A 13,858-nucleotide genomic window follows, 5' to 3' on the forward strand; every position below is an offset into this window, starting at 1 on the left:
CGGTAACCAGCCGGTGAGCTGGGCTCAGCCGGCGAGGTGCCGGAACAGGACCTCGCGGTAGCGGGCGTCGAAGGCGTCGTAACGGGCCCGCAGCTCCGCGCCCGGCCAGTCCGCCGGCAGCAGTTCCGGCGGCAGCAGCGGATCGGCCAGCAGATGGCGCAGCACCGCGGCCGACACCAGGAAGCCCTCCGCCAGCCCGTCCGCACGCTCCAGCGCCCCCTCCAGACGGCGGGCCTCGGCCGCCCAGCCGTCGAGATCCCACAACAGGGGAGTGGGATCGCCGTGCGGACGTCCGTCGATGAGCGTGCACTGGGCCGTGACGACCTCCGGCCAGGCGGAGCGCACCAGGTTGGCCGGCCGCATCCAGGTGCCCTCGCGCAGTTCGGCCAGGCGCAGCGCGGTCATCGCGTGCCGCAGCGCGGCCCGGTCGGCGGGGGCACGTCGCTCGGCGGTGACCACCGCCACCTCCCACGTGCCGTCCCACGGCCTGATGTGGGGGTCGCGGCTCTCGTCCTGGCGGGCCTGGCGCTCGACCAGGCGCGGCGAGAGCGTGTAGAAGCCGTTCTCCTGCACGAGGTCGCCCGCCGCCACCATACGGGACAGCGCCACCCGTACGGTGCCCTCGGCCACCCCGAACAGCGCGCCGATGCGGACGAGGTGCCGGGCCGGCAGGCGCGGGGGATGGCTGCCCAGCAGCGCGCTCAGCACGGCCGAGCGGGCGCTCAATGTATTACGCTCTTCCATCGCGTGTCGAGTATATGTAACACTCGCAGTTATGGGGCGCTATCTCATCGAACCCTTCGACCGCAGCGACCGTTACGCCACCGAGCGCTACCAGGGCGCGGCCGGGCGCAACTGGTGGGCCTGCGATCCCACGCTGCACCTGCTCATGCGGCACCACCTGGGCGACGGCTACGCCTGGGCCGAGCCGCACCTCGACCGGCTCGGCGCGCTCATGGGCGGGCCCATCGCCGCCTGGGCGGAGGAGACCGACCGCAACCCGCCGCGCCTGGAGAAGTACGACAAGTGGGGCAGGGACGTCAGCGAGGTCGTCATGCCGCCGTCGTTCCACGCCGCCCGGCAGGCGCTCATGGCCGACAACTTCACCTCGCCCGCCTTCGCCCAGCAGGCCAGGGCCAACGGGGCGAACCCGTCCGCGCTCGCCGCCGCCTGGACGTATCTGCTCGACCAGGCCGACATCGGCATGGGCTGCGCGCTCGGCACGGGCGGCGACATGGTGGTGCAGCTCGCCGAGAAGCACGCCCCCCGGGACGTCCGAGACCGGGTACGGGAGATCTTCGCCAACGGCTACTACTCGGGCGAGGCCGCTCAGATGCTCACCGAGCGGACCGGCGGCTCCGACCTCGCCGCCTTGGAGGCCACGGCCGTGCCCGCCGGCGACGCCTGGCTGCTGACCGGCTTCAAATGGTTCGCCTCCAACGCCAACGGCTCGGCGTTCGTGGTGCTCGCCCGGCTGCCCGAAGGAGCGGTGGCGCCGTTCCTCGTGCTGTGGGAGCGGCGGGACGGCAGCCGCAACGGCGTACGCATCCGGCGGCTCAAGGACAAGCTCGGCACCCGGTCGGTGGCGTCGGGCGAGGTCGAGTTCGCGGACGCCGAGGCGTTCCTGCTCATGGACCGCCCGGACGCCGAGGGCCGCGCACAGGACACGGCCACGTCCGGCGGCTCACGCTCCGGGCTCGGCACCATGATGCAGCTCACCAACGGCTCCCGGCTCGGCGTCGCCATGATGGGCCTCGGCGTGGCCCGCCGGGCGCTGATCGAGTCGCTCTGCTACGCCCGCGCCCGCGAGGCGTTCGGCCGGCCGCTCGCCGAGCAGCCGCTGATGCGCCGCAAGCTGGCCGAACTCGTCGTGGAGGTGGAAGCCGCGCAGGCGCTCGTCTTCGACGGCCACCTCGGACCGCGCCTGCGGCTCGCCCCGGCCCTGATCAAGCTGCGCGCCTCCCGGCTCGGCCTCACCGCCGCGAGCGACGCCGTCGAGGTGCACGGCGGCAACGGCTACATCGAGCAGTGGCCGGTCGCCCGCCTGCTGCGCGACGCCCAGGTCAACCCGATCTGGGAGGGCGGCGACCACATCCTCTGCCTGGACGTACGCCGCGCCATGGCCAAGGAACAGGCCCACCTGCCCTTCCTCGACCGGCTGCGGGCCGCCGCCACCTCCGACCTGGTGCACACCCGCATCGACGACCTCACCAAGGCGATCACCGCCTGGGCCGCCCTGGAGCCCGCCGTGGCCGAGGCCCGGCTGTATCCGCTGGCGCAGTTCATGGCCGACGTCTACGCCGCCGCCCTGCTGGAGGAGCAGGCCGGCTGGGGCCTGGACGACGGCCGCAAATCGCTGGTCGCCCGCCTGTACGCCGACGCCCACCTGGCCGACCGCGGCCCCCTGCGCGGCCTCGACGCCCCCGCCGAGGACCCCTTCGACGCACTCGTCGAGGGAGCCTTCACCGGCTGAGCGCCGGTCCCGGCTGAAACACGCCGGGACCGTACGCCTCTGGGACCCGGCCCGAGGAGGACGACAAGCCGACCCTCCAGATAGAAAACGCTACTGGCCGGACTCGTCGAACAACTCGTCGGCCGCCTGAACGGTGGCCGCGCGCGCAGCCCAGGCTTCGAGCATCTCGACGTCGGAGCAGCCGGTGATGCGGGCGCGGACGTCGTCGGTGACGTCGAGCCCTCGCGCGGAGAGGAACAACAGCACCAGCTTCGCCGCCTCCCGCGCCTTGCCCTCGGCCTGGCCTTCCGCCCTGCCCTCTGCCCTGCCTTCCACCTTGCCTTCTTCGAGGCCGCGACCGTAGTGCTCGCGGGCGAAGGGGCTGTACACCGGCCAGGACGTGGACGCCATGAGTTCCTCCATCGAACACATCTACGCCCGGGAGGAATTGTTGCCCTGACCTGGGCTTGTGTCCGGGCGCTTCTGGTCCTCAAGGTACTCCTTGATCACCGGCAGGCGCTCCCCAAGCTTCCACCGCGCCGAATCCGGTGCGCCGGCCGCTTGCCCCTGCCGGATCAGCGACCAGAAAAACAGCGGTGATAGAGGCAGAACGGTAATGTGCTCGGATGTGAAGCTGGTGGTGCAGGTGAAGCTTCTGCCGACACCCGAGCAGGCGGCGGCTCTGGAGGCCACCCTGCGCGCCGCCAACGAGGCCGCCGGCCTCGTCTCGCGCATCGCCTTCCAGAAGGGGTGTTTTCGCAACTTCGACCTGCGTAAGCACACCTACGAAGAGATCAAGGCCAACTTCGGGCTGGCCGCGCAGGCCGCCCAGCACGTGATCAAGAAGGTGTGCGACGCCTATCGCACCCTGCATGTCAACCTGGCCGCCGGAAACCTGGGCAAGCCAGGATGCGCGCGGCGGGTCAAGGCGGAAAGCAAACCCATCTCCTTCCGCCCGCAGGCCGCCCAGCCGTACGACGACCGGTGCCTGTCCTGGCAGCACGAGGACCGGACGGTGTCGATCTGGACGACTGCCGGGCGGCTGCGTGGCATCGCGTTCACCGGCTCGGCCCAGCAGCTCGCACTGCTGGCCGAGCGCCGCAAGGGTGAGTCCGACCTGGTGTGGCGGGACGGCATGTGGTTCCTCCACGCCACCGTCGAGATGGCCGATGTCCCCGTCGCCGCTCCGGACGGCTTCCTCGGGGTGGATCTGGGCATCACCAACCTCGCGACCACCTCCGACGGGGTGCGGCACAGCGGCAAGGGGCTGAACGCCGTCCGGCGCCGGCACCGCCAGCTGCGCCGCAGACTGCAGGCCAAGGCCACCAAGTCGGCCAAGCGGCTGCTGAAACGACGCCGTCGTAAGGAGGCGCGCTTCGCCGCCGACGTCAACCACCGCCTCGCCAAGCAGGTCGTGACCGAGGCAGAACGCACCGCGCGCGGCATCGCTCTGGAGGACCTCCGGGGGATCCGCGACCGGGTACGGCTTCGCAAGCCCCAGCGGGTCACGTTGCATTCCTGGAGCTTTCACCAGTTGGGAGTCTTCATCGCCTACAAGGCGGCCCGGGCAGGGGTCGCCGTGATCCACGTCGATCCGTCCTACACCTCCCAGCAGTGCTCGCGGTGCGGGCATGTGGGCCAGAACAACCGGCCTGATCAGGAGACCTTCGCCTGTACGTCGTGCGGCTTCGCTGAGCACGCCGATGTCAACGCGGCCCGCAACATCGCCTCACGGGGTGAGGCGGGCTGGGCAGTGAGTCACGCTGCCTGACGCGGACCAGACCGTCGACGCCCATCGACGGCGAGGAGCTGCAAGCTCGGCCGTTCACGATCGAGAAGCTGACTGTACTTCGTAGCGGCAGGCTGGGAAGGGTTCATCGCGGCCTCGTCCATGGCGTGGTGGTCTTGGAGGCGTACGCTCGGCGGAGCTCACCGAGGAGGGCCTGATGACCGTACGTGTGGAGCGCCAGGGACCCGTCACCACTGTGGTGATCAGCCGGCCGGAGGCGCGCAACGCCGTCGATCGCGAGACCGCCGGCGCGCTCGCTGACGCCTTTCGCGGCTTTGAGGAGTCCGATGCCGACGTGGCGGTGTTGTGGGGTGAGGGCGGTACGTTCTGCGCGGGCGCGGATCTCAAGGCGCTGGACAACCGCGTCGGTGAGGAGGGTGACGGGCCGATGGGGCCGACCAGGATGCGCCTGGGCAAGCCCGTCATCGCCGCCGTCGCCGGTCACGCGGTGGCCGGCGGACTTGAGCTGGCCCTGTGGTGCGATCTGCGGGTGGTCGAGGAGGACGCGGTGTTCGGGGTGTTCTGCCGCAGGTGGGGCGTGCCGCTCATCGACGGTGGCACGGTGCGCCTGCCGAGGCTCGTCGGTACGTCCCGCGCCATGGACATGATCCTCACCGGGCGGCCGGTGGGGGCGCGGGAGGCGTACGAGATGGGGCTGGCCAACCGGGTCGTCCCGCGCGGTGAGGCCCGGTCGCGTGCCGAGGAGCTGGCTCGCGAGATCGCCCGTTTCCCGCAGGGGTGCCTGCGCGGTGACCGCCTGTCGGCGCTGGAGCAGGAAGGGATCGGCGAGGAGGAGGCCATGCGCAACGAGCTGCGGCATGGGCTGATGTCGCTGCCCGGTGCCAGGGACGGGGCTGCGCGCTTCGCCGGGGGCGCGGGCCGCCACGGCCGTTTCTGAGAGCGGCCGCTCCTGAAACGGACGTTGCTGACACGGCATGCTGACACGGCATGCGGGGGCGGCTGATTGTCGGAGGCGGAACGTATCGTGAGGTCATGCCTGAGATCGAGGTTGCCGGCCGCGAAGTGCGCATCACCAGCCCCGACAAGGTGGTCTTCCCGCGGAGCGGGCACACCAAGCTCGACCTGATCCGCTACTACCAGGCCGTCGGCGAGGCGGCGCTGCGGGGTGTGCACGGGCGGCCGATGGTGCTGAAGCGGTTCGTGCACGGCATCGAGGAGGAGGCGTTCTTCCAGAAGCGGGCTCCGGCCAAGCGGCCCGACTGGATCGAGGTGGCCGAGCTGAAATACCGCTCGGGGCTGAGCGCGGAGGAGGTCGTCTGCACCGACCTGGCCCAGGTGCTGTGGGTGGTCAACCTCGGCTGCGTCGATCTCAACCCCCATCCCGTACGCGCCGACGACCTGTCCCGTCCCGACGAGCTGCGCATCGACCTCGACCCCGTGCCCGGCGTGCCGTGGTCGGACGTGCTGCGGACCGCCGAGGTGGCGCGCGAGGTGCTGGCCGACCACGGGCTCGTGGCCTGGCCCAAGACGTCCGGATCGCGCGGCTTCCACGTCTACGCCAGGATCGAGCGGCGCTGGCCGTTCGCGAAGGTCCGCAAGGCCGCCGAGACGGTGGCCCGCGAGGTCGAGCGGCGCGCCCCTGACCTGGCCACGAGCCGCTGGTGGAAGGAGGAGCGGCACGGCGTGTTCGTCGACTTCAACCAGAACGCCTACGACCGCACCGTGGCCTCCGCCTACTCGGTGCGCGCCGTGGCCGACGCGCGCGTGTCCACGCCCCTGACCTGGGACGAGGTGCCGGACTGCCGGCCGGAGCTGTTCACGATCGAGACCGTGCCCCGGCGGCTGGTCGAGCGCGGAGACCCCTGGGAGGACCTCGACCTGCATCCCGGCACCCTCGACGGGCTGCTGGAGCTGGCCGAGGAGCTGGGGCCGGCGCCCAAGCCGCCCAAGGGCGAAGGGCGCAGGCAGCAGACGAAGCCGGTCATCGAGATCGCGCGGGCCGAGCACAAGGACGAGGCCCTGGCCGGCCTCGAACGCTGGAAGGCCAAGCACCCGGAGGCGGCGGCCCGGCTGGAGCCCGCCGACGTGCTGGTCGACGGCATGCGCGGGCGCAGCAGCGTCTGGTACCGCATCCGGGTCAACCTGCACAACGTGCCCGAGGGCGAGCGGCCGGAGCAGGAGCCCCTGGAGGTCGACTACGACCCTTGGGGCCGCGCGGCCGAGGGCGACTGAGGGCGGCGGGGGAGGGAGGCCGGGTACGGCGGTGGTGACTCGGCGAGGGGTAGCGGCGGTGGCGCGGGCGTGGCGAGCTTCAGAGGACCGCCGCGCCCGCCCACGCGGCCGACGTGGTCTCGGCCCCGCTCGTCCGGGACGTGACGGAGGCGCGGCAGGCCGTGGCCTACTGGCTGGCCGACGGGGGCGCGAACCTGAGGAACGCCACTCCTCTCACCCCGCCGTACGAGGTCCGCGGCGAACGCACCTCCGGTACCGTCGTGCCGCCCGGCAAACCGATCAAGATCAACCCGGTCTCCCCGCTGGCCGAGGGTGACCCGCCCCGTACGGCGGGCAAGGTGTTCTTCGTCGGCGGCGACCAGCAGCCGCACTGGTGCTCGGCCGTTGCCGTGCAGAGCCAGTACCGCAACCTCGTCGCCACGGCGGCCCACTGCGTGTACGACATGGCGGGCGAGCCCACCACCACCGACAACTGGGTCTTCATCCCCGGCCCCGCCACCGACGGCACGCACCCGCACGGCATCTACGCCGGAAACCGGGTGTTCACCCACTTCGACTTCACGGCGTACAACGACTCCGACCGTGACGTCGCCTTCGTCAACGTCTACAGCGGCGTCGTCCCGTCCGCCGACGGCACGCTCACCACCAACGGCCGGCTGGGGGACATCGTCGGCAGGCAGGGCGTGGCCTACAACCAGTCCATCGACGAGACGACCGCACCCGAGGTCGACGTCTTCGGCTTCCCCGCCGGCCCCCACCCCGACGGGAGCCGGCCTTACACGGGCCAGAGCCTCGAACACTCCGCCGGGCGGGTGTCCGCGACGAGCCTGTCCAGCCCGTCCGCGGACCAGTTGGTCGGCGTCGAGTCCCCGTTCACGGGGGAGGGATCGCTCGGTTCGGCCTGGCTGCAGCGCTACGAGGACGAGCGCGGTCTCGGTTATCTCAACGGCGTCACGGCCGGGGTCTCCGACACCGACGGTGACGGCCGCTACGACACCGGAGTCTCCCCGTACTTTGACACCCCGCTGGCCGACGTCTACAAGGCCGCGGCCGCGAGCTGGACCGGCCGCCTGACCTGAGACGCGTGACGAGGGCGTCCCGCGTACGGTCGCGGGACGCCCTCGCCGCGAGCGCGGGCGTCAGAAGTCGTCGGCGGTGCGGATCCGGTCGCGGATCCAGACGCCGGCCTCCTTCAGCCGGCCCGTCCCGGCGAAGGAGCCGTTCGGGCAGGTCCCGGTGGTGAAGACGGCGCCGGTGCGGAAGTCGTCGGAGAAGTTCCAGTTCACCCAGCTGATCTTCTTCTGGGCCAGCAGGTCGAGATACTGCTGCGACCTGGTGAAGTTGTTGGCCCCGTCGCCGGACGCGCTCTGGGTGCCGAACTCGGTCACGAAGATCGGCAGCCGGTCGGCGGCCCTGGACAGGGTGTTCAGATAGGTGGTGCCGTGCGAGGCCGCGTAGAAGTGGAACGTGTACATGATGTTGGCGGCGTTGACCGGGTTGTTCACGATCTCGGTCTCGTCGGCGCCGGCGGAGACGCCGAGCGACGACCACGCGCGGGTGCCGACCAGGATCGGGGCGTCGGGGTCGTGCTGCCGGATCACCGGGATGAGCTGGTGCGCGTAGTCGCGGATGACGGACCAGGTGACGGCGTCGCCGTTCGGCTCGTTGGCGATCTCGTACAGGATGTTCTTCTTGTTGTCGTGCCGCTGGGCGATCTCGGTGAAGAACGTCTTGGCCCGGGCGAGGTTGTACATCGGGTCGCCGGGGTCGAGCATGTGCCAGTCGACGATCGCGTACATGCCGCGGGCGGTGGCCATCTCGATCAGGGAGTGGACGCGGTCGGTGAACAGCCGGGGGTTGGTCTCGTAGCCGTCCTCCTGGATGTACATCGAGATGCGCAGGACGTCGGCCTTCCAGTCGCCGGCCAGCGCGTCGAGCGAGGCGGTGTTGAGGCACTGGCTGTACCACTGGATGCCGTGGCTGCTCATGCCGCGGAGCTGGATCTGCTTGCCGTTCTGGTTGCAGAGCTTGACGCCGCACACGCGGAGCTGGCCGTTGGCCTGCACGGGGGTGCCGCCGCCGCTGCCCGTGGGGGCGCCGTAGACCTCCAGCTCCCACAGGGAGTAGCCGTAGGGGGTGCCGCGCTGGGTGCCATAAACCCGGACGTACCGGCCGGCGCCGCTGACCGTGAGGTCGTCGACCGCGCCGTCGCCGCTGCCGGTGGAGTAGATGTCACTCCAGGTGGAGCCGTCGGGCGAGGTCTGCACCCGGTACGCGGTGGCGTGGGCGACCTCCCAGGTCAGCCGGACCCGGGAGATGGTGTGCGTGGAGCCGAGGTCCACCCGGATCCACTGCGGGTCGACCCCTTCGGCGCTGGCCCAGCGGGTGGCCGGGTTGCCGTCGACCGCCTTGCCCGGCTCCAGGCCGGCGGCCTCGGTGGAGGAGGCCGTCACGGCCCTGCCCTGCGACACCAGGGGGTCGGCCGCCACCTGCGGCGCCGTGGCCGCGCCCGCGCCGGACGGCGCCACCAGGGGTAACGCCATCGCGGCCACGATGGTCAGGATGCTCGCCCATGCGCTTCGCCTCACGTACGACTCCGATTCTCCGGGGGACGGTCGGGCACCTCATCGGGTTAGGAAAGTTTCCTAACTTGCGGCGCAGCATAAGTTGACCTCTTCCCTGACGCAAGGCCCAAAGTGTCAGAAAAGATCGCGTCAGCCGCGGGTGGGGCGCTCGTAGCCGTCGTCGCCGCCGTACACGTGCACGTCAGGATCCTGCTCCGGCTGCGTGGCCGGGCTGGTGGGGGAGGCGGTGTGCTCGGAGGCGAAGTCGTCGGAGTCGGGGAAGGCGGCCGAGCCGCCCCAGCGGGCGGCGCGCGCCGTCGCGGGCGGCGCCAGGTAGTCGTCCCAGGTGATCGTGCCGCGGGGCGTCGCGTCCGTGGTCAGCTCGCCGGCGCGCTGGGCCGCGTACAGCCGGCCGGGGAAGCGCATCGGCAGGTAGAGCCGGCGCAGGCCGTGCAGGCGGCACCAGGTACGGGCCAGCCGGGCATGGTCGAGCACTTCCGGCCCGCCGAACTCGACCGCCGTCCCGAGTGGTTCGCCGCCGATGAGCTCGGCCGCCCGCGCCGCGACCTCGCCCGTGTGCACCGGCTGCATGAGCACGGTCGGATCCACGGGCAGCACCGGGAGCACGGCGTGGTCGCGCAACCGCTGGTGCAGCCACTGCTGGAACAGGGTGCTGCGGAGCACGGTCCAGCCGAGGCCGCCGGCGGCGACCAGGCGTTCGGCCTCCAGCTTGTACGCGAGATAGCCGACAGGAGCCCGATCGGCGCCGACCATCGAGGTGAGCAGCAGATGCCCGACCCCGGCCTCGCGGGCGGCGAGGACGAGCCGGCGGGTGCCCGGGATGTCGGCGGCGCCGCGCCCCCTGCGGCCGCTGGTGGCCAGGTGCGCGACCGCGTCCATGCCGGCCAGGGCCTCCGGGACGCCGTGCCCGGAGAACAGGTCGCCCCACACCCATTCGACGTTGCCGCGGCTCTCCCTCCTGGCACGGCTCAGCGCCCGCACCTGGTGACCCGCCTTCACCAGTGCGGGCACCAGGGCCCTGCCCAGCATGCCTGTCGCTCCCGTGACCAGAATCCGCATGCGGCCCCCTCTACCCCCGATTCCGCTGGTCTGACATGTCTTCGCACGTCAGGGGTAGAAAGCAGCGGCACCGCGTTCAGGGGTTCCGCGACGCCGGGCCCGCCCAGGTGCCGGCGGCCGGGGGATCGGCGAACGCGCGGCCGATCCGTCCCGCCACGTGCAGCAGCGGCTCGACCAGCCGGGGCAGCTCGCGGGCGCGGCGCGAGGAGAGCACGATGCCGAGCGCGGCCATGGCACGCCCGTCCACCACGATGGGCGCGGCGGCCGAGCAGGAGCCGAGCGTCATCTCCTCGTAGGTGAGCGCGTACCCCTGCGCGCGCACCGCGGCGAGCTCCCTGGCCAGGCGTCCCGGCTCGGTGATCGTGTGCGGGGTGGGGCGTTCGAGCGTGCGGGCCAGGTACGACGTGACGAACCAGTCGGGCTCGTGGGCCAGCAGCGCCCGGCCGACGCCGGTCGGGTGCATGGGCAGCCGGCCGCCGGTCCTGGAGACGATGGGGACGGCGCGGCGGCCGTACACCTTGTCCACGTACAGCACCTCCATGCCGTCGCGGACGGCGAGGTGCACGTTCTCGCCGGTGGTGCCGAACAGCTCCTGCAACCACGGATGCGCGAGCGCCACCAGCCGGCCGGGGGCGAGCTGGCCGAGCTCCCACAGCCGCAGCCCCACGCGCAGCCGCCCGTCGGGGTCGCGGGCCAGCGCCTGCCACTCCTCCAGCTCGGCGACCAGCCGGTGCGCGGTGCTCAGCGGGACGCCGGCGCGACTGGCCAGCTCCGTCAGCGTGAGCTGGGGGTGCGCGGCGTCGAACGCCCCGAGCAGGGCCAGCACCTTGGACGTCACGGTCCGGCCCGGCTCCCTGGATCCTCCTGCCATGGGGTAAATCCTGCATCAGGATTCCACTGGACGGAAGCCGGGCCTCCCACCAAAGGGGGACGAGGCAGCATGCTTCGGTCATGCGAACTCAGGTCGGGATCATCGGCGCGGGCCCGGCGGGCCTGCTGCTGTCTCATCTGCTCCACCTGCGGGGCATCTCCTCCGTGGTGCTGGAGCGGCGCAGCCGCGACTACGTCGAGCGGCGGGTACGGGCCGGCGTCCTGGAGCAGGGCACCGTGGACACCCTCATCGAGGCCGGCGTCGGGGAGCGGATGCAGCGCGAGGGCCTGCCGCACCACGGCATCGAGCTGCGGTACGGCGGCGCCGGCCACCGCATCGCCTTCGAGAAGCTGGTGCCCGGCCGCGCGATCACCGTCTACGGCCAGCAGGAGGTCGTCAAGGACCTCATCGCGGCGCGACTGGCGGCCGGGGGAGACGTGCGCTTCGAGGTCGACAACGTGGTGCCGCACTCGCTGGAGTCCGAGCCGTACATCACCTTCGGCGACGGGGAGCGGCTGGACTGCGACGTCATCGCGGGCTGCGACGGCTTCCACGGCGTGTCCCGGCCGTCCGTTCCCGAGGGCGTCCTGACCGTCTTCGAGCGGGAATATCCGTTCGCCTGGCTGGGCGTCCTGGCCGACGTCGCGCCCTCGTCCGAGGAGCTGATCTACGCCAGGACCGACCGCGGCTTCGCGCTGCACAGCATGCGCTCGCCCACCGTCAGCCGCTTCTACCTCCAGGTCCCCGCCGACACGAAGGTGGAGGACTGGCCGGACGAGCGGATCTGGGACGAGCTGCGGGCCCGGCTGGAGAGCGTGCCGGGCTTCACGCTGACCACCGGCCGGATCACCGAGAAGGGCGTCACGCCGATGCGCTCGTTCGTGACCGAGCCCATGCAGTACGGCCGGCTCTACCTGGCCGGGGACGCCGCCCACATCGTGCCGCCGACCGGGGCCAAGGGGCTCAACCTGGCGGTGGCCGACGTGCGGGTGCTGACCGAGGCGCTGGCCGCGTACTTCGCCGACGGCTCGACCACCCTGCTGGACGGCTACTCGGAGGCGTGCCTGAAGCGGGTGTGGCGGGCGCAGCACTTCTCGTGGTGGATGACGACGCTGCTGCACACGTTCGAGGACGAGGACGCCTACGGGGGGCGGCTCCAGCTCTCCTACCTGGACTACGTCACCTCGTCCGAGGCCGCCGCGACGACGCTCGCGGAGAACTACGTCGGGCTGCCGTTCCCTGATGACGCACGACTAAACGTGCTTTAAGGTGTTTTGGTGGTGTTTGAGGATGGCTGGGCGTCTTCGCCCCTTCGCTGGCTGATGAACGCGCTGGGCGCCTCCCAGCTCGCCCGCTTGGGCGCCGAGCCCGGACTGGTCGCCGCCGTGGACCAGCACGCGGCCGACCTGCGGGAGGCGATCCCCATCGACCAGGAGACGCTGGGTGACTACCTGCTCGGCTTCCTCGACGAGCTGCGCCACCGCGGCTGGGTGTTCACCGGCGAGGCGGACGAGCCGTCGCTCCGGCTGACGGCGGTCTGCTGGCTGGCCCGTGAGCACGGCTTCCTGGGCGACGAACTCCCCGCCTGAGCCACCGGCTGATCTCGCCGAAGGACCTTGCACGCCCCGTCGAGCCGCCCGTCGGCCTTGCACGCCCCGCCGACTGGCCGCGCCGGCCTTGCATGCCCCGCCGACCGGCCGCGTGTGGCGGCCGGCCGGCGGGATGCGCCCGTCGCTCCGGGCGGGTGGGCGGTGCCGGGCGGCGGGCCGTTCTCGGAGGGGTCAGCCCGGAGGCATGTCGGAGCGGTGCGGCCCCGAAGGCGGCGACATCCCGCCCGGAGGCGTGGACCTCCCGCCCGGAGTCGTGCCCGGCCGGTCGGCCGCCGTCGCGCCCGGCGCCGTGCCGATGGGCGCGGTCTCCTCGCCGTGCATGGCGGCGGCGTCCCGCCGCCCGCGCTGGTAGGCCTCGGCATGCGCCCTGGCCTGCGGGGCCTCGGCCTCCATGCGGCTGAGCCAGCGCTCCCAGCGCTGCTGCATCGGCCGGATCAGGCCGCCGCCGATGCCGATGGCGAGAATGGCGCCGATCGTCCCGAGCACGGTGACCAGCACCGGAGTGGTGACCGTGGTGGCCACGCCGATCTGGTTGAGCGCGGCGATGATGCCCAGCGCCCAGATGAACACGGCGGCCGCGGTGGCGATCCAGCGGCCGTACGACAGCCCGCCGAGCGCCCCGTTGAGTATGTCCCGGACGGCCTTGGCGATCGCGCCGGCGACCACGACGATCACGATGGCGACCAGTGCCCTGGGCAGCCACGCGACGACGCCGGTGAGCAGCGCCGAGATCGGGTTCGGCCCGAAGACGCTGAAGGCTATCTGCAGGGTGACCAGCACGATGGCGTAGAAGACGATCCTGCCCAGCAGGCTGCTGGCGTCGTACTTGCTGCGTTCGAGCCAGCGGCGCACGCCGCTGCGTTCCACCGCGCGGTCGAAGCCGACCCGCTGCAGGATCTTGTCGACCACCTTCTCCAAAGCCTTGGCGATGAGGTACCCGATGATCAGGATCACCAGGAACGCGACCAGCCTAGGCACGAACGTCGCAATTGATCGCCAGGCGTCCGTGAGGCCCTGGCCTATGTTGATGTCCACGCTTTCCTCCTCCGAGGAGCCAGTGCCACGGCGCTACCCGGAGAGCAACGGCGCATGCGCAAAGGGACATCAAAACTTCTCAAGACCCGACAAATCGCCCAGATAGCGGCGGCAAGAATCGGCATCGCGGGCGCGGAACGCCGAAAGGCCCCGCGGTCGGCGGGGCCTTTCGATGGGGTGGACGATACTGGGATTGAACCAGTGACCTCTTCCGTGTCAGGGAAGCGCTCTCCCGCTGAGCTAATCGTCCGTGTTGAGTTGTCA

The 13,858-nt window shown here is 71.5% G+C and carries 13 protein-coding genes and 1 tRNA gene; 7 read left to right on the plus strand and 7 right to left on the minus strand.

Annotation, left to right across the window (positions count from 1 at the left end; all coding sequences use genetic code 11):
* Positions 1-24 precede the first annotated feature (24 nt).
* Positions 25-744: a PaaX family transcriptional regulator C-terminal domain-containing protein gene (locus SMD20_RS02410; RefSeq protein ID WP_329574372.1), complete on the minus strand. Its 720-nt coding sequence runs from the start codon at positions 742-744 to the stop codon at positions 25-27.
* 31 nt (positions 745-775) lie between these two features.
* Here SMD20_RS02410 and SMD20_RS02415 point away from each other — a divergent pair, with 31 nt between their 5' ends.
* Entirely contained in the window at positions 776-2,473 is a 1,698-nt protein-coding gene (locus SMD20_RS02415; RefSeq protein WP_329574374.1) for an acyl-CoA dehydrogenase family protein, read from the plus strand.
* Between the two features lie 90 nt (positions 2,474-2,563).
* Here SMD20_RS02415 and SMD20_RS02420 read toward each other — a convergent pair whose 3' ends face one another.
* Complete coding sequence (locus SMD20_RS02420) at positions 2,564-2,863, minus strand: hypothetical protein (RefSeq protein WP_329574376.1); 300 nt, start codon at positions 2,861-2,863, stop codon at positions 2,564-2,566.
* A gap of 91 nt (positions 2,864-2,954) precedes the next feature.
* Between SMD20_RS02420 and SMD20_RS02425 the strand changes: the two genes are divergently transcribed.
* From SMD20_RS02425 to SMD20_RS02440, 4 genes are all read left to right on the plus strand, one after another.
* Positions 2,955-4,223: an RNA-guided endonuclease InsQ/TnpB family protein gene (locus tag SMD20_RS02425; protein ID WP_329574378.1), complete on the plus strand. Its 1,269-nt coding sequence runs from the start codon at positions 2,955-2,957 to the stop codon at positions 4,221-4,223.
* Between the two features lie 175 nt (positions 4,224-4,398).
* Positions 4,399-5,139: a crotonase/enoyl-CoA hydratase family protein gene (locus SMD20_RS02430; RefSeq protein WP_329574380.1), complete on the plus strand. Its 741-nt coding sequence runs from the start codon at positions 4,399-4,401 to the stop codon at positions 5,137-5,139.
* A 95-nt stretch (positions 5,140-5,234) separates the two neighbouring features.
* Positions 5,235-6,434, plus strand: a complete 1,200-nt coding sequence (gene ligD, locus SMD20_RS02435; protein ID WP_329574382.1) for a non-homologous end-joining DNA ligase — start codon at positions 5,235-5,237, stop codon at positions 6,432-6,434.
* A gap of 113 nt (positions 6,435-6,547) precedes the next feature.
* Positions 6,548-7,513, plus strand: coding sequence for a trypsin-like serine peptidase (locus SMD20_RS02440; protein ID WP_329574384.1), 966 nt, complete (start codon positions 6,548-6,550; stop codon positions 7,511-7,513).
* Between the two features lie 60 nt (positions 7,514-7,573).
* On the opposite strand, the gene SMD20_RS02445 is transcribed toward SMD20_RS02440, so the two are convergent.
* The 3 genes from SMD20_RS02445 to SMD20_RS02455 all read right to left on the minus strand — a co-directional run bounded on the left by SMD20_RS02445 (position 7,574) and on the right by SMD20_RS02455 (position 10,949).
* Complete coding sequence (locus SMD20_RS02445) at positions 7,574-9,022, minus strand: cellulase family glycosylhydrolase (protein WP_329574386.1); 1,449 nt, start codon at positions 9,020-9,022, stop codon at positions 7,574-7,576.
* A gap of 126 nt (positions 9,023-9,148) precedes the next feature.
* On the minus strand, positions 9,149-10,078 hold the full coding sequence (locus SMD20_RS02450; protein ID WP_329574388.1) for an SDR family oxidoreductase: 930 nt from the start codon (positions 10,076-10,078) through the stop codon (positions 9,149-9,151).
* 76 nt (positions 10,079-10,154) lie between these two features.
* Entirely contained in the window at positions 10,155-10,949 is a 795-nt protein-coding gene (locus tag SMD20_RS02455; RefSeq protein WP_329574390.1) for an IclR family transcriptional regulator, read from the minus strand.
* Positions 10,950-11,029: 80 nt separating this feature from the next.
* On the opposite strand from SMD20_RS02455, the gene pobA reads away from it, so the two are divergent.
* Together pobA and SMD20_RS02465 are read left to right on the plus strand one after the other, a co-directional pair.
* A complete protein-coding gene (pobA, locus tag SMD20_RS02460) occupies positions 11,030-12,217 on the plus strand; it encodes a 4-hydroxybenzoate 3-monooxygenase (protein ID WP_329574391.1) in 1,188 nt (395 codons plus the stop codon).
* A gap of 9 nt (positions 12,218-12,226) precedes the next feature.
* Positions 12,227-12,538, plus strand: coding sequence for a DUF6401 family natural product biosynthesis protein (locus tag SMD20_RS02465; RefSeq protein ID WP_329574393.1), 312 nt, complete (start codon positions 12,227-12,229; stop codon positions 12,536-12,538).
* A gap of 192 nt (positions 12,539-12,730) precedes the next feature.
* Here the strand turns inward: SMD20_RS02465 and SMD20_RS02470 are convergent, their stop codons facing one another.
* On the minus strand, positions 12,731-13,588 hold the full coding sequence (locus tag SMD20_RS02470) for a mechanosensitive ion channel family protein (protein ID WP_329592402.1): 858 nt from the start codon (positions 13,586-13,588) through the stop codon (positions 12,731-12,733).
* Between the two features lie 184 nt (positions 13,589-13,772).
* Positions 13,773-13,844 (minus strand) — tRNA-Val (locus SMD20_RS02475).
* Positions 13,845-13,858: the final 14 nt, after the last annotated feature.

Source organism: Nonomuraea sp. LP-02, assembly GCF_036289125.1.
Classification (GTDB): Bacteria; Actinomycetota; Actinomycetes; order Streptosporangiales; family Streptosporangiaceae; genus Nonomuraea; species Nonomuraea bangladeshensis.